The organism is Parafrankia sp. BMG5.11 (assembly GCF_004337455.1).
Genome location: NZ_SJXI01000013.1, coordinates 52,940 through 66,911, shown reverse-complemented (window position 1 = coordinate 66,911; position 13,972 = coordinate 52,940). Strand labels below are relative to the sequence as shown.

Annotated in this window: 17 protein-coding genes; 10 read left to right on the top strand and 7 right to left on the bottom strand. The window is 68.2% G+C overall.

Annotated elements, in window-relative coordinates; genetic code table 11:
• The first annotated feature begins 51 nt into the window (after positions 1-51).
• A complete protein-coding gene (locus E0504_RS07370) occupies positions 52-1,203 on the top strand; it encodes a phosphatidylserine/phosphatidylglycerophosphate/cardiolipin synthase family protein (RefSeq protein WP_165938437.1) in 1,152 nt (383 codons plus the stop codon).
• A gap of 9 nt (positions 1,204-1,212) precedes the next feature.
• Here E0504_RS07370 and E0504_RS07365 read toward each other — a convergent pair whose 3' ends face one another.
• Positions 1,213-2,733: a replicative DNA helicase gene (locus E0504_RS07365; RefSeq protein WP_131622608.1), complete on the bottom strand. Its 1,521-nt coding sequence runs from the start codon at positions 2,731-2,733 to the stop codon at positions 1,213-1,215.
• A gap of 115 nt (positions 2,734-2,848) precedes the next feature.
• Between E0504_RS07365 and E0504_RS07360 the strand changes: the two genes are divergently transcribed.
• From E0504_RS07360 to E0504_RS07350, 3 genes are read left to right on the top strand one after another with little or no spacing between them, the layout of a single operon-like run.
• The gene (locus tag E0504_RS07360; protein ID WP_131622606.1) at positions 2,849-3,343 is read left to right on the top strand and encodes a UPF0262 family protein; all 495 of its coding nucleotides are present in this window, start codon (positions 2,849-2,851) and stop codon (positions 3,341-3,343) included.
• Between the two features lie 31 nt (positions 3,344-3,374).
• Positions 3,375-4,070, top strand: coding sequence for a glycoside hydrolase family 25 protein (locus E0504_RS07355; RefSeq protein ID WP_131622604.1), 696 nt, complete (start codon positions 3,375-3,377; stop codon positions 4,068-4,070).
• 23 nt (positions 4,071-4,093) lie between these two features.
• A complete protein-coding gene (locus E0504_RS07350; RefSeq protein ID WP_131622602.1) occupies positions 4,094-4,498 on the top strand; it encodes a cytidine deaminase in 405 nt (134 codons plus the stop codon).
• Here E0504_RS07350 and E0504_RS07345 read toward each other — a convergent pair.
• Both E0504_RS07345 and E0504_RS07340 read right to left on the bottom strand, forming a co-directional pair.
• On the bottom strand, positions 4,495-5,646 hold the full coding sequence (locus E0504_RS07345; protein WP_131622600.1) for a M14-type cytosolic carboxypeptidase: 1,152 nt from the start codon (positions 5,644-5,646) through the stop codon (positions 4,495-4,497). The genes E0504_RS07350 and E0504_RS07345 overlap by 4 nt on opposite strands.
• A complete protein-coding gene (locus E0504_RS07340; protein ID WP_165938436.1) occupies positions 5,643-6,251 on the bottom strand; it encodes a DUF4136 domain-containing protein in 609 nt (202 codons plus the stop codon). The genes E0504_RS07345 and E0504_RS07340 overlap by 4 nt, the downstream gene beginning before the upstream one ends.
• 130 nt (positions 6,252-6,381) lie before the next feature.
• Between E0504_RS07340 and galE the strand changes: the two genes are divergently transcribed.
• Positions 6,382-7,401, top strand: a complete 1,020-nt coding sequence (gene galE, locus E0504_RS07335; RefSeq protein WP_131623028.1) for a UDP-glucose 4-epimerase GalE — start codon at positions 6,382-6,384, stop codon at positions 7,399-7,401.
• A gap of 3 nt (positions 7,402-7,404) precedes the next feature.
• Here the strand turns inward: galE and E0504_RS07330 are convergent, their stop codons facing one another.
• On the bottom strand, positions 7,405-8,172 hold the full coding sequence (locus tag E0504_RS07330) for a hypothetical protein (RefSeq protein WP_131622596.1): 768 nt from the start codon (positions 8,170-8,172) through the stop codon (positions 7,405-7,407).
• Between the two features lie 138 nt (positions 8,173-8,310).
• Between E0504_RS07330 and ykgO the strand changes: the two genes are divergently transcribed.
• Positions 8,311-8,436: a type B 50S ribosomal protein L36 gene (ykgO, locus tag E0504_RS07325; RefSeq protein ID WP_029941846.1), complete on the top strand. Its 126-nt coding sequence runs from the start codon at positions 8,311-8,313 to the stop codon at positions 8,434-8,436.
• A 170-nt stretch (positions 8,437-8,606) separates the two neighbouring features.
• Here the strand turns inward: ykgO and E0504_RS07320 are convergent, their stop codons facing one another.
• On the bottom strand, positions 8,607-8,948 hold the full coding sequence (locus E0504_RS07320; protein ID WP_131622594.1) for a hypothetical protein: 342 nt from the start codon (positions 8,946-8,948) through the stop codon (positions 8,607-8,609).
• Between the two features lie 163 nt (positions 8,949-9,111).
• Between E0504_RS07320 and E0504_RS07315 the strand changes: the two genes are divergently transcribed.
• From E0504_RS07315 to E0504_RS07305, 3 genes are all read left to right on the top strand, one after another.
• Positions 9,112-9,669, top strand: coding sequence for a helix-turn-helix domain-containing protein (locus E0504_RS07315; protein ID WP_131622593.1), 558 nt, complete (start codon positions 9,112-9,114; stop codon positions 9,667-9,669).
• Positions 9,670-9,701: 32 nt separating this feature from the next.
• Positions 9,702-9,983: a hypothetical protein gene (locus E0504_RS07310; protein WP_207912260.1), complete on the top strand. Its 282-nt coding sequence runs from the start codon at positions 9,702-9,704 to the stop codon at positions 9,981-9,983.
• 86 nt (positions 9,984-10,069) lie between these two features.
• The gene (locus E0504_RS07305; RefSeq protein WP_131622589.1) at positions 10,070-10,621 is read left to right on the top strand and encodes a hypothetical protein; all 552 of its coding nucleotides are present in this window, start codon (positions 10,070-10,072) and stop codon (positions 10,619-10,621) included.
• Between the two features lie 20 nt (positions 10,622-10,641).
• Here the strand turns inward: E0504_RS07305 and E0504_RS07300 are convergent, their stop codons facing one another.
• The gene (locus tag E0504_RS07300; protein WP_131622587.1) at positions 10,642-11,469 is read right to left on the bottom strand and encodes a hypothetical protein; all 828 of its coding nucleotides are present in this window, start codon (positions 11,467-11,469) and stop codon (positions 10,642-10,644) included.
• 36 nt (positions 11,470-11,505) lie between these two features.
• Positions 11,506-13,014 carry a YifB family Mg chelatase-like AAA ATPase gene (locus E0504_RS07295; RefSeq protein WP_131622585.1) on the bottom strand — a complete coding sequence of 503 codons (1,509 nt, stop codon included), beginning with the start codon at positions 13,012-13,014 and terminating at the stop codon, positions 11,506-11,508.
• A gap of 108 nt (positions 13,015-13,122) precedes the next feature.
• Between E0504_RS07295 and E0504_RS07290 the strand changes: the two genes are divergently transcribed.
• Entirely contained in the window at positions 13,123-13,911 is a 789-nt protein-coding gene (locus E0504_RS07290; RefSeq protein ID WP_207912258.1) for a hypothetical protein, read from the top strand.
• The last annotated feature ends 61 nt before the right edge of the window (positions 13,912-13,972 follow it).

Genomic DNA, 13,972 nt, shown 5'->3' with positions numbered 1-13,972 from the left:
CTACCCGCCAGGCGTCGCCAAGTCAAGAAAATGCCTCTAGGCGCATCGCCGATGGAGTATGTCGACCCGCCCCCGTTCGAGATCGCAGCGCAGGGTCAGAAACTGGTGTTCTACCCGGGCGGCAAGGATCGCCTGGCCGCGCTGCTGGCGTTGATCGAAGGCGCGTGCACTACGATCCGGATGTGCTTCTACATCTTCGCCGAGGATGCGAGCGGGATCGCCGTGCGCGATGCCCTGGCGGCCGCCGCCAGGCGAGGGGTCAAGGTCAACCTGATACTCGACGGGTTCGGGGCAGATGCGCGGAAAGAGTTCCTCGCACCCATGTGCGACGCGGGGGGCAGCTTCTGCTGCTTCTCCCCCCGCATCTCGCAACGCTATCTGATCCGCAATCATCAGAAGATCGTCATCGTCGACGGCAGGACCGCGATGATCGGCGGCTTCAACGTGGAAGACAGCTATTTCGCGCCTCCGGACGCCAACGGCTGGAACGATCTCGGCATCGTGGTCGAAGGCTCCGCGGTCAGCGACCTGTCGCGCTGGTTCGATCAGCTCGACGCGTGGACGGCGAACCCGCGTGCCAGCTGGCGCGCGATCCGGCGCATGGTGCGCGCCTGGCAGCCGGGCCATGGCCCGGTGCAGGTGCTGATCGGGGGGCCGACGCGCGGGCTGTCGAGCTGGGCGAAATGCGTGCGCAGCGACCTGCACAACGCCGACCGGCTGGACATGCTGATGGCCTATTTTTCGCCTTCCAACCGCGCCCTTCGAGCGATCGGCCGGGTCGCGCGGCGCGGCCACGCCAGGCTGGTGATGGCCGCGAAAAGCGACAACGGCGCGACCATCGGCGCGACCCGCTCGCTGTACGATTTCCTGCTGAAGCGCCGGGCCGAAATCTGGGAGTTCGAAGCGACCAAGCTGCACACCAAGTTGATCGTGATCGACGACAAGAGCTTCATCGGCAGCGCCAATTTCGACATGCGCAGCCTCTACCTCAACCTGGAGGTCATGCTGCGGATCGAGGATCGCGCGATGGCGGATCGATTGTCGGAATTCATCGACCACCTGATCCCCGCGTCGACCGCGATCACCCCCAGCCTGCACAAATCACGGGCGGGATTGCTCAACCGCGTGCGGTGGAATGTCTCGTGGTTCCTGGTGGCGGTGGTCGATTACACCGTCAGCCGCCGGCTGAACCTGGGGCTGTGAGGCGCCCGCTCAGTCGTAGCCATAGCTGTTTGCGCCCTCGGCCAGGTCGCTGAAACGGGTGATCTTGGCTTCGAACTTCATCCGCACCTTGCCGGTCGAGCCGTGACGCTGCTTGGCGATGACGAGCTCGGCGAGGCCGAACACCGGGTCCATCTTGCGGGCCCATGCCTCGTGGGCGTCGTGCACTTCCTGCGGATCGTCCGCGGCGGGCCGCTTGGGTTCGGATGCGGCGATGTAATAGTCTTCGCGGAAGATGAACCACACCATGTCGGCGTCCTGCTCGATGGAGCCGGACTCGCGCAGGTCGGACAGGATGGGGCGCTTGTCCTCGCGGCTTTCCACCGCACGGCTGAGCTGGGACAGCGCGATCACCGGCACGTCGAGTTCCTTGGCGAGCGTCTTGAGACCCCGGCTGATCTCGGAAATCTCGTTGACCCGGTTGTCGTTCGCCCGCCCGGTCCCCTGCAGCAGTTGCAGGTAGTCGACGATGATCAGGCCAATGTCGTGCTTGCGCTTCAGCCGGCGCGCACGGGTACGCAGCGCCGCGATGGTCAGCGCGGGCGTGTCGTCGATATAAAGTGGCAACTCGGACAGGCGCTGGCTGGCGAACGACAGCTTCTGGAATTCGTCGCGGCTGAGCTTGCCCATGCGCAGCGCCTCGCTCGAGATTTCCGCCTGCTCGGCCAGGATACGCGTGGCGAGCTGGTCGGCGCTCATTTCCAGGCTGAACAGCGCGACCCCGGCGCCGACCGAATCCTTTTCGGCGATCCCGTCGCGCCGGTCGCGCAGCAGCCGCTCGGCACAATTGAACGCGATGTTGGTCGCCAGCGACGACTTGCCCATGCCGGGGCGCCCGGCAAGGATGATGAGGTCGGAATTGTGCAGTCCGCCAACCTTGTCGTTGATCGAGGTGAGGCCGGTGGTCTTGCCCGAGACATGGCCGCCGGAATTGATCGCCTTCTCGATCATCCCCAGCGCTTTGCGCGTGGCGGAACCGAAGCTGGCGGCCTCGGTCGCGGTGGCGGCGCCCTCGGCGACTTCGAACAGCGCCGCCTCGGCTGCTTCGATCTGCGCCATCGGGGCGACGCTGTCGCTGGTATCGAGCGCGCCTTCGACCAGGTTGCGTCCCACGCTGACCAGTTCGCGCAGCAGCGCCAGGTCATAGATCTGCTCGGCCAGTTCGCGCGGGGCGAGCAGTCCTTGCCCGTCCGCGGTCAGGCGGGCGAGGTAGGTGATGCCGCCCAGTTCCTTCAGCGCCTCGTCAGCCTCGAAATACGGTTTCAGGGTCACCGGGGTGACCACCGCATTGCGGTCGAGCAGCGTCAGGATCCGGTCGTAGACCCGCTGGTGGACCGGTTCGAAGAAGTGCTGCGGACGCAGCGGGGTGGGCAGTTCCTCCAGCACGCGGTTGTCGATCAGCACGGCGCCCAGGAACGCGGCCTCCGCCTCGATATTGGCGGGCAGCGCGCGAACGGAGGACGAATCATTTGCCGGCGCCGCGGGGCGCATCAGGAGGTCGGTCTGGGCCATGCGCCCCTCTTGATGCATCGCGGCGCCTGCGCAAAGCGCCTTTGCGATCACCACGGCGCACAGCCCTGTGGAAACGCTTGCCGCCAGGGGCGCGGTTCTGCGAAAGCGGGCCACAATGGCCGCGCACGAAGAGACCTGGCGGATCGCCAAGATCACGCTCGACGAGGATACAATCCTCTGGCGCAACGCGGACGTTGAACAGGAACGGCGGGTCGCGATCTATGACCTGATCGAGGAAAACACTTTCAAACCGCTGCGCGCGGTGGCGGCGGGGCACCATGGCCCCTACGCCTTGAAGCTGGCGGTTCAGGACGGGCGACTGGCGCTGACGATTGGCGACGAATCCGGCGAGCCGCTGGAAACGCTGATCCTGGGACTGGCGCGGTTTCGCCGTCCGATCCGCGATTATTTCGCGATCTGCGACAGCTATTACCAGGCGATCCGCAAGGCGACCGCGGCCGAGATCGAGACGATCGACATGGCCCGCCGCGCGATCCACAACGATGCCGCCGACCTGTTGCTCGACCGGCTCGCCGGGAAGGTGGAAACCGATCACCTCACCGCACGCCGCTTGTTCACCCTTATCTGCGTGCTCCATATCCGCGGCTGAGAAGTAGGGTTTCGGGGCAGGGGCGCGATTCGTGGCAGGCAGGAAGAAGAGCATCGGCTGGCGCGCGCGCGTGCTCGGTGCTTTGCTGCTGGGCCTGTTGGCGGCAGGAGCGTGGGCTTGGTGGAGCCTGCAGCACTGGACGCCCGACCCGCGTGAGTACCCCGATCAGGGCGCCCAGATCGGCGCCGCCGACGGCGATGTGCGATTCGGCACCTTGAAGGCGCTCGGCGGGGGGTTCGTCTATCTTGATGCCAGCAACGGCGCGCGGGGCAGCGATCCGCGCTTCGCCGCCAATCTGGCTGCCGCGCGCGAGGCGGGGCTGAAAATCGGCGCGGTGCACCGGTTCGATCCCTGCGCCATGGCCGATGGACAGTCGGCCAACTTCGTCGTGCTGGTGCCGCGCGGGCGTGACCTGCTGCCCCCGGCGATCGCGCTCGATGCACTGGGTGACGAGTGCGGGGTGCGCGAAGCGGCGGTCGAAAGCGAACTGATGACGCTGATCAACCAGATCGAGGCGCACGCCGGACGTCCCGCCATTCTGCAGGTGTCGAAGGCATTCGAGGACCGTTATGGCCTTGCCGGGCGGCTCGAGCGGAACCTGTGGGTGGTCGGCACGTGGGCACGCCCCAGCTACGCGGGGCGTCCGTGGCTGATGTGGACCGCGAACACCGCGCTATCCATCGAGGCGGCCGACGAGGCACTGCGCTGGGTGGTGGTGCGCCCGTGAGATTTGCCGGCTAAGGGCAGGGCATGACCGAATCCGAACTCATCGCCGCTGCCCGCACGGCCGCCGCGCAATCTTACTCACCCTATTCCAGTTTCCCCGTCGGGGCGGCGCTGCTGTTCGACGACGGCAGCGTGGTGACCGGCACCAATATCGAGAACGCGAGCTACGGCCTTGGCCTGTGTGCCGAGACCGTGGCGGTGGGCAGGGCGATGGCGGACGGCAAACGCGGCGGGTTGGTGCAGGTCGCGGTGACCGGCCCGGGCGCCGAGCCGATCACCCCCTGCGGGCGCTGCCGGCAGGTGCTCAACGAACTCGCGCAGCTGGGCGGGACCGATCCCGAAGTGCTGTGCGTGGGGCCTGACGCGGTGAACCGGGTCAAGCTCAGCGCCCTGCTGCCCCACGCGTTCGGGCCGGCCAGCCTGGTCTAGGCCGTCTCCAGCCACTCCAGCAGGCTGGCGAGGCAGTCGCGCGCCAGCAGTTTGGTGCGTTCCGGGCTCCACCCCTGCGCCGGATCGGGCAGGTCGTCATTGTCCTTGAACGGCATTTCCAGCGTCATCGCGCAGGCGCCGAAGCGCTCGGCAAGCTGGTTGGTGCTCATCGACAGGTTGGCCGTGCCGGGCTTGGACTTGGCGTAACCCTTGGCGCTCTGGAAATCGGGCGTCCGCCGTTCCAGGATGCTCTGGTAGCGGTAGTACTGGTTGCCCAGTTCGTCGGTCCACGACGGAATCCCCTCGAACCCCGCCAGGAACACCGCGGCGATCGCCTCGTCCCCGTGGACATCCATCGCGAAGTCGACCCCGGTTTCGTCCATTGCATTGCGGATCGCGAGCACCTCTGGCGACTTTTCCGGCGTCGGCTCGTGCCACTCGCGGTTGAGGTTGGTGCCCGCCGCGTTGGTCCGCAGGTGACCACGGCGGCTGCCGTCGGGATTGCAATTGGGCACCACGTGGAACGCGCACAACTGACGCAACCTGCGTGCCACCGGGTCGGCGGGATCGGTCAGGCACTCCAGAGCGCCTTCCATCCACCATTCGGCCATCGATTCGCCCGGATGCTGGCGCGCATAGAGCCACACCTGAGTGGAGCCATCGCCCATTTCGAGGCAATCGAGCGGCTGGCCATCAAGCGTGGTGCCGAGGTGGCGGTGGCTCACGCCTTCCGCCGCAGCGCATTCGGCGACGAGGTTGTGATGCCGTTCCATCGAATAGGGCGCGAAATAGGCGAACCAGGCGATGTCGCTTGCCGGGGTGTAGGTGATCGTCAGCGTGCCGCCGTCGGCGTCCTTGTCATAAGTGGTGTCGGCGCGGCCCCAGAAGTCGCGATCTTCTGACACGCAGGCGCGGTAGCCGGGCCAGCCTTCGGGGTAGGCGGAACTGGCGAGATCGACGATCCGCAAGGTCAGCTGGCGGCCCTTCGCGCCGGACACGCGGAAGTGGAACCACTGGCGGAATTCCGACTGGTGATCGGCCGGAATCGACAGGCGCGCAGTGGCGCCCTCGATGCCGAGAACTTCGATGTTGCCGCTGTCGAACCGGGCGTCGATGCGGATGGGGGAGTCTGTCTGGGGAGCGTTCATCGCGCCCCGATAGTCGCTCCCGATTCGCCTGGGAAGCCGGAGAACAGCTTCGCCGCCATTTCAGCCGACAGCCGGCGCGGTTCGGCGTCCTTCGACCGCTCGCCCGGACGGGCCTGGGCGCGGCCTTCCCACAAGTGGGTGCCCGCCGTATCCACAATCGTCACGGCCAGCGTGCTGTCCAGCGTGTCGCGCGACTTGTTGCCGCCGAGCAGGAAGCCGAGCCCCAGCCCCAGGTTGACCCCGCTGCGCCGGCCATACCAGCCGCCGCCCGAACCGACCCCCACGCCCACGCTGACGCCCGAGCCGGACTGCGCGCGCTGGTTTTCCAGCACGACCTGATCGAGGGTCACTTCGGCCACCCGGGGCGCATCGGCCACGACGGTGAACCCCTGACGGGACAGCGCGGCAGCGACCGCATCGAGCCAGATCTGCGTTTCGAACGTGCCGGGGGTAAGCCCCGCGCCGGCACGCACCGCGATCGGACCCGGCATCGCCGCGCCAACGGTTTGCGCGGTGTGAAAGCGGGTGACCTCGACCGGCGTGGCCGCCGCCGCGGGAGCGGCGAGCGACAGCAACGCGAGCGCAGGCAGGATAGCCTTCTTCATGATGCGAAACCCCTTGGGATGGAGCAAGACGTGGATGTATGCCCCGAATATTGCAGCGTATTTACGCGATCGGGCATGGCCGCGCGATGAACGCCTTGCCGTTTGCGCGCGTTCGCTTACCGCACGCCGCATGACTCACGCGCACGACCCGCAGACCACTCCCGTCCTCGTCACCGGCGGGGCCGGCTACATCGGCAGCCACGCCGTGCTCGCGCTGCGCGACGCCGGTTATCCGGTGGCGGTGATCGACAACCTGACCACGGGTTTCCGCTTCGCCATTCCCGATGACGTGGCGTTCTACGAAGGGGATATCGAGGATGCCGATCTGCTCGCCCGCATCTTCGCCGAACGGAACACGCGCGCCATCATGCACTTTGCCGGATCGATCGTGGTGCCGGAATCGGTCGAGAACCCGCTGAAGTATTATCACAACAACACGGTCAAGAGCCGGGCACTGATCGAAGCGGCCGTGACCGCGGGGGTACCGCACTTCATCTTTTCCAGCACCGCGGCGACGTATGGCATCCCGGACACCGACCGGGTGTCCGAAAGCAGTCCGCAGGTGCCGATCAACCCGTATGGCTGGTCGAAGCTGATGACCGAGCGGATGCTGGCGGACACCGCCTTTGCTCATCCGCTGAATTACTGCGCCCTGCGTTATTTCAACGTGGCCGGCGCCGACCCTCAGGGGCGCAGCGGGCAATCGACCGCGGGCGCCACGCACCTGATCAAGGTCGCGGTCGAAGCGGTGCTGGGCAAGCGCGGCCACGTCAGCGTGTTCGGGACCGACTATGACACCCCCGATGGAACCGGGGTGCGCGATTACATCCACGTGTCCGATCTGGCGGCGGCGCACGTTCATGCGCTGGAGGCGCTGATCACGCAGCCCGGTCGGTCGCTGCAGATGAACTGCGGCTATGGCCGGGGGTTTTCGGTCACGCAGGTGCTCGACGCGGTGGACCGGCTGACCAACCGCCCGATCGAACGGCGGATCGAGCCGCGCCGCGCGGGCGATCCCGCCAGCCTGGTGTCGGACAACGCGCGCATCCTGGAAACCCTGCCGTGGCGGCCGCAGTACGACGACCTGCCGACCATCATCGGCCATGCGCTGGCGTGGGAAGAACGGCTGGGCGCACTGCGCGGAAGCTAGGCTTTACCCGGCCGAGCGGCCCGCGAGCCACTCGTCCCGGCGCACGAACGACCCGTCAGGCTTGCGAAAGAACGCGGCCTGCTTGCCGGCCGTTTCAGACAGTTCGGGCCAATGCTCCATCCGGTCGGTACCGAACGTCAGCGACAGGAACACCGATCGTTCGGGCAGGGTGCCGACTGCGGTCGAATGCAGGAAACGCGTGCCGAACACGATGCCGCGGCCCATCCGGTAGTCGTAGGTCCGCTGCCGCCCGCGGGCATCTTCGTAGGTCAGGCCCATTGCCTCTGCATTCGGCGTGAGCGGCGCCATCAGCGTAAAGGCGTGATTGCCCGCGGTCGCCCAGTCATAGTGCATCCCCAGCGCGTCACACCGGCTGCGGGTGACGAAGAACCCCGCATAGAGCCGGATTGCCGCGTCATGCGGAATGAACGGGGCAACCAGGCTGGCAAGGCCGAGGCGGTGATACAAAGCCTCGAACCAGCGGTACGAGGGCTCGTCGGCATGGCTCAGCCAGCGGATGTCGCTGCCCCAGGTGGCGGACGGGCTTTCGGTGTACAGCCGCACGCCGCTGGTCAGCGCATAGGTCTCGCCGACGCATGTCATCGCCGGCGTCTCGGTCGCCGGTTCCGCTAGCTCGGCCAGGATGGCGGCGTCGATATCGATCTCGAGCGCATTGGCCGCCATCAGCCGGGTGTTAAGGAACACCTCTTGCCCCGGCTGGCGCAGCACGTCGCGGTAACGCGGGTCAGGCAAGGTCGTGGGCGCGGCCATCGCCGGGTGCCGTGCAGCGGGCGGAACGCGAACGCAAGCGGCGCCTCCTTCGCAGGGTTGACTCGGCGCGGGACCGCCCCTAACCGCCGCGCTTCATTTTTCGAGTGATCCCGGCGTGCCGGGGCAATGGAACCAGCCATGAAAATCCGCAACAGCCTCAAGTCCCTCAAGGACCGTCACCGCGATTGCCGCGTGATCCGCCGCCGCGGCCGCACGTACGTGATCAACAAGACCAATCGCCGCTTCAAGGCCCGCCAGGGCTGATACGCGGCCAAGCGCGCCGTTCGCGGCCGCTGGCGATCTTGAAAGCCCCCGCCGCCGCGGGGGCTTTTTGCGTGTCTTGCCGGCAGACAAAAAAAGGGGTCCCCAGCCAAGGCTGGAGACCCGTCAAAGTGCACCCGAAAGTCGGAGAGGGGACCGGGTGATCGAAAGGATTACCTGGCGTTGCAGCGCGCGAGGTCTTCGGCATCGAGCGCCTTGCCGCCGGCGGTGAAGGTGTTCACCGGGCCGACCGCCTTCACCAGGCGGGCGCAGACGATGGCGGGGCGGCTGGTGCCCTTGCCGGCGGCGCATTCGGTCTCGGCACACTTCCACGCCACCCCGCCTGAGATGGCGCTGGCCTTGGCGGCGGGTGCGGCCAGTTCGGCGCGGTAATACGCGCTTTCGGCAGCATAGGCGGGAGCCGGCGTCACAGCGGCACCAATGGAAAGAGCCGTCCAGGCGAACGCGGCAATCGCGGCGAGGGGCTTGGCGGAACGGGGAAGAACAAAGGTCATGGGTCGCATCCTGAGCTGAGCTTCAATTGCTAAACGAGTTTCAATTTGATACCCGTTGCGAATCGCTACCTAGTCCAAGGCAAATTAAGTTGCAACCGAAAACTTACTTTTCCCTACAAGCTGCGGGTAATGGCGCTACAACAGGGGCAACGAGAGGATCATCATGGACAAGATACGCGAACCCTTGCGCGACCTGAATGCCTGCGGCCTGCCCGAGGCGCTCGAGGTGATGGGGGAGCGCTGGTCGTTCATGATCCTGCGGGCGAGCTTCAATGGGCTGCACCATTTCGAGGAATTCCTGACCGAGCTGGGAATTGCCCGCAACATCCTGTCGAACCGGCTCGCCAAGCTGGTCGAGCACGGCATCCTCGATCGCCAGCCATGCGCCGACGATCGCCGCCGGATCGAATACCGTTTGACCGAGAAGGGCTTTCACCTCCTGCCCGCGATGGTCGCGCTGCGTGAGTGGGGCCAGCGCTATGGCGGCGGATTGGCCGAAGACCCGGTGCTGGTTGACGAGCAGGACCGCCTGCCGATCGGGCCGGTGTCGATCCTCGCGCACGACGGGCGGGTGCTTTCGGGCAAGGATCTGCGGTTCGTTCAGCGGGCCGATCTCGGCAAGCGGGCCGATGGAACCCAGGCTCGGCCGGCGGCCGGGTTCGACCGGGCGCAGTCCGACGACGCCGCCGCGCGTCAACCCCGCGTCGCCGCCGCCCGCTGACCGCTCCGCGCACACCTGACGGGCGCTACATCGTGGTGCGCGGCCGCTTGTGGCGCGCGAGCAACCCCGGCCTTCCGGAAGATGAGCGCGAGCAACTGGTACAGGCGCTGATGGCCGCGCGCCGCGCGGTTCGGGACGCCGCCGGTGACGAGACCGCGCGCAAGGCCGCCCGCGCGCAGGTTCACGAGGCCAAGGTCGCGCTGGGTGAGCGAGGCCCGGTCTGGTGGAGCGACGGCGCCCCCGATTTCAACCGCAAGCTGGCGAAGAACACGACCTATGCCGAGTGGGCCGAGCGGGTCGCCTCCGACAGCTGAGTGCCGCCCCTGTCGCGTCCTTCCTTTTCCCCCGCGCGCGACCGCGGCTAGGTTGTGCCCGCGTGATTGGGCGAGGGGGTGCTCCGATGAAGAAAGTGCGCTGGGCGGTTGCCGCCGCGGCGATGATGCTGGGCGGGGCGTGGGCTTCCGCCGGGCAGGCGGACCAGACGCCTGGCGCTCGCACCACGATCGCGGCGCTCGACCTGCCGGGCGTCGTCGCAGCGCTCAACGAAGACCGGGCGGCGCTGACCTATTACCTGGCGGAGCTGCATCGGCGCTATCCGGACAAGGTGGAAGCGCCGGACATGGCCGGGCTGCCAGCGCTTGGAGCAGCGTCGGTTGCTGCGCTCCGCGCGATGAGCGACGATCAGGTCGCGAGCGAGATCGAGCGCGTGTCGGCAGAGGTGGACCGGCTGGTGGCCCGGGGGGAAGCGCTCAGCACCCCGGCCGCCGCGCCGCCTCCGGCCCCGGTCTCCCGCCCCGCGGTGGCTGCCGCCAGCGAAGCCGGCAGCGACAATCCGTATTGTTACAAGATGTACGGCAAGGCCTATTCGCTGTGCGCATCCGACGATCGCGGCTGCAAGATGATCGCGGCGAACGACTGGGGCATCTGCAAGAAAACCGGCCGCTGGCCCTGACCGGCAGCCGCCGGGCAGGTTCACCCGCGCCGCTGTTCGTAGCTAATGCGGATCCGCACCCACTCGCCCACCAGCACCCGGCCGCCGACCTGCGGAGGGCGGACCTTGAACTGCCATGCCGCGGCCAGCACCGCCCGGCCGATCTGCGACCCCGAGGGATATTCGTCTTCCAGCTCGCAATCCTCGACGCGGTAACCGGGCGCGGTCTTGCAGGTGATGAGCGCCCAGCCGGGGCCGCTCGCGGTGGAGAGATACCCACGCAGCTCGCTGTCGGTCGGTTCGCGGTACCAGCGTGCGCCATAGACCGGCTCCCCGCCCGGCCGGCTGCCGACCCGCTGCGAATCTCCGCTCGACGGGCGATTAGGTGGGCCGATCGGGCCTTGCATGTCGTCGCGCACCACCGCGCGGGCCTTTGCCGTCGAGGGCGCGGGCGCCGCCTCCTGGCGGGGTGATACCGGGATGATCGCGGCGGGCGGCGGCAATGGGATCGGCTCGCTGGTCGGCCGCGGCTGAACCTCCACTGGCACGACCTCGGGCTGGGGCGCGGGCACGGCCCTGGGCAAAGCGGTGGGCGGTGCCTCCTGCTCGGGCTGCGGGGGCTGGTCCGGAGCCACTGGTTCGGGCGCGAAATCGATCGTCGTCAGCGCCGCGGGAGCCTCTCGCTTGCCCGCCCCCGGGCCCAGCGTGAGCAACGCCAGGAACAGGCCCAGCTCGATCCCCAGCGACAGCGCCAGTCCGCCCGCGCGTCGGCGCAGCCCGGGCCAGCGCGCGTCCACCCGCGCCAGCCACGCGGAGCCGTTCGCCGGGGTTTCAGCGGGATCGGCTGATGTATGCTCGGCGACAATCATGCGAACTCAGGCCATGCGACCGATTGACGGCGCGGTCTAGGCGCGCGGAGCGACCCGGCGGTAACTCAGCGCCTCGGCCACGTGGATGCGGCCGATCTGCTCAGCCCCGGCAAGGTCCGCGATCGTGCGTGCGACGCGCAGCATCCGGGTATAGCCACGCGCCGACAGCCGCATCGCCTGCGCCGCCTGCATCAGCAGCCCGGCGCCCGCCTCGTCGGGAGTGGCGAAGCGGTCGAGCGATTCACCATTCAGCTCGGCATTGGTGCGCGCGCCTGTCTCGCCCGCGCGGGCGGTCTGGATCGCGCGTGCCGCCGCGACGCGCGCGGCCACTTCCGCGCTGCCTTCGGCGGGCGGCGGCAGCGCGAGGTCGGCGGCGCTGACCGGGTCCACCTCGACATGCAGGTCGATCCGGTCGAGCATCGGGCCCGACACCTTGCTCTGGTAATCCGCCGCGCACCGCGGCGCTCTGGAGCAGGCGAGTGCCGGATCGCCGAGGTGCCCGCAGCGGCACGGGTTCATCGCCGCGATCAGTTGCACCCGCGCCGGAAAGCTGACGTGCGCGTTGGCGCGCGCGACATCCACCTTGCCGGTCTCGATCGGCTGGCGCAGCGAATCGAGCACCGCGCGCTGGAATTCAGGCAGTTCGTCGAGGAACAGAATGCCGAGGTGCGCCAGGCTCACCTCGCCCGGCTTGACCCGCAGGCCGCCGCCGGTGAGCGCAGCCATGCTGGCTGAATGATGCGGCGCGCGAAACGGGCGCTGGCGGCTGATCTTGCCGCCTTCCAGGATGCCCGCGACCGAGGCGACCATGCTGGTTTCCAGCGCCTCGCCCGGGGTCAGCGGCGGCAGGATGCCGGGCAGGCAGCTCGCCATCAGCGACTTGCCCGCGCCGGGAGGGCCGATCATCAACAGGTTGTGCCCGCCCGCCGCGGCGATCTCCAGCGCGCGCTTGGCGGTTTCCTGGCCTTTCACCTGTTTGAGGTCGGGGCCGTAGCCCGGCTCCGCGACCTCTCCCGCCGGCGGATCGGGCAGCCGCTGAGTGCCCTTCAGATGGTTCAACAGGCTGACGAGATCGGGCGCGGCGAGGACCGGGACGCCGCTCGCCCAGCGCGCCTCGCTCCCTTGCGCGGCGGGACAGATCAGGCCGGCTTCCTGTTCGCTGGCGTGGATCGCCGCCAGCAGCACGCCGGGCGAGGGGGCGATACGGCCATCCAGCGCCAGTTCGCCAACCGCGATCCAGTCACCCAGCTGCTCGGCGTCGGTCACGCCCATCGCTGCCAGCACCGCGAGCGCGATCGGCAGGTCGTAATGGCTGCCTTCCTTGGGCAGGTCGGCTGGCGACAGGTTGATGGTGATCCGCTTGGGCGGCAGCGACAGGCCCATGGCGGCGAGCGCCGCATGGACCCGCTCCTTGCTTTCGCCCACCGCCTTGTCCGGCAGGCCGACGAGGTTGAAGCGCGGCAGGCCGGGCGCGACCTGGCACTGCACCTCAACGGCGCGCGCCTCCAGCCCGAGATAGGCTACCGTCCTGACGAGTGCGACCACGAAACCCCCTGCGGCGCGGGTGATGGCGGCTTTCGTTCGCCAAGTCGAGTGGCCGAGCGGCGCGCCGACGAATTCGCAGGATGGTCAACGAATTCGCAAGCATGGCTCTTGGCAATTCGGCAAGCAGGCGGGGCGCACCTGAGTCCGATGCGCCGGTCCGCGATTCTTGCCGCCAGCCTGTTCGCGATGTTCGCGGCCCCCGCCCATGCGCAAAGCTTCGTCGTCCGTCACTCGGTCACGGTAGAGGAATGGGTGGACGAGGGTGCCGAGCGGCTGGTCGCCGCCCGCGCCGCCGCGCTCGCCCAGGGGCCGGCATATGGGCCGTTCCGCGTGATCGACGGGCGCCGCGCTGCGCTGGTCGAAGCGACCGATGGCGCCTCGCCCGGCCATTTCGCCGCCTTGCTGCGCGACCACCCGGACATCGCCGTGCTTGAAATGGTCGAGTGCCCCGGCACCGACGATGACGGCGCCAACCTGCGGCTGGGCCGGATGATCCGCGCCGCGGGTATCGCCACGCACGTGCCAGCAGGCGGTTCGGTTCGCTCAGGCGCGGTCGAACTGTTCCTGGCCGGACGGACCCGCGCGATCGACGATGGGGCGGAGTTCGCGGTCCATGCGTGGCGGGACAGCGACGGGCTGGGTCCGGGCGACTACGGTGCGGATTCGCCGGTCAACCGCGCCTACCTCGATTACTACCGTGAGATGGGCCTGGCGCGGCCGCAGGCGTTCTACGACATGACCAACGCCGTACCGAATGACACCGCCCGCTGGCTCACCGCACAGGACATGCGCGAATGGGTGGGCGAGGGGCAGCCGGGCGGCACGGCGACAACCGCGCCGACTGCGGGCTCCGCGCCGGCGATCGCCTATCTTGACTTGGACCGCCGCTTCCCATAGTGGCGCCCACCTGACGGGCCTCCCGCGTGGGGGCCCTTTGCATTTAGACATCCGAGGATCC

Coding starts and splice junctions, on each gene's coding strand:
- E0504_RS07300 (WP_131622587.1), bottom strand. CDS start 11,469: ATGATTGTCGCCGAGCATACATCAGCCGATCCCGCTGAAACCCCGGCG.
- E0504_RS07315 (WP_131622593.1), top strand. CDS start 9,112: ATGGACAAGATACGCGAACCCTTGCGCGACCTGAATGCCTGCGGCCTG.
- galE (WP_131623028.1), top strand. CDS start 6,382: ATGACTCACGCGCACGACCCGCAGACCACTCCCGTCCTCGTCACCGGC.
- E0504_RS07370 (WP_165938437.1), top strand. CDS start 52: ATGGAGTATGTCGACCCGCCCCCGTTCGAGATCGCAGCGCAGGGTCAG.
- E0504_RS07340 (WP_165938436.1), bottom strand. CDS start 6,251: ATGAAGAAGGCTATCCTGCCTGCGCTCGCGTTGCTGTCGCTCGCCGCT.
- E0504_RS07360 (WP_131622606.1), top strand. CDS start 2,849: ATGGCCGCGCACGAAGAGACCTGGCGGATCGCCAAGATCACGCTCGAC.
- E0504_RS07305 (WP_131622589.1), top strand. CDS start 10,070: ATGAAGAAAGTGCGCTGGGCGGTTGCCGCCGCGGCGATGATGCTGGGC.
- E0504_RS07365 (WP_131622608.1), bottom strand. CDS start 2,733: ATGGCCCAGACCGACCTCCTGATGCGCCCCGCGGCGCCGGCAAATGAT.
- E0504_RS07320 (WP_131622594.1), bottom strand. CDS start 8,948: ATGACCTTTGTTCTTCCCCGTTCCGCCAAGCCCCTCGCCGCGATTGCC.
- ykgO (WP_029941846.1), top strand. CDS start 8,311: ATGAAAATCCGCAACAGCCTCAAGTCCCTCAAGGACCGTCACCGCGAT.
- E0504_RS07345 (WP_131622600.1), bottom strand. CDS start 5,646: ATGAACGCTCCCCAGACAGACTCCCCCATCCGCATCGACGCCCGGTTC.
- E0504_RS07330 (WP_131622596.1), bottom strand. CDS start 8,172: ATGGCCGCGCCCACGACCTTGCCTGACCCGCGTTACCGCGACGTGCTG.
- E0504_RS07350 (WP_131622602.1), top strand. CDS start 4,094: ATGACCGAATCCGAACTCATCGCCGCTGCCCGCACGGCCGCCGCGCAA.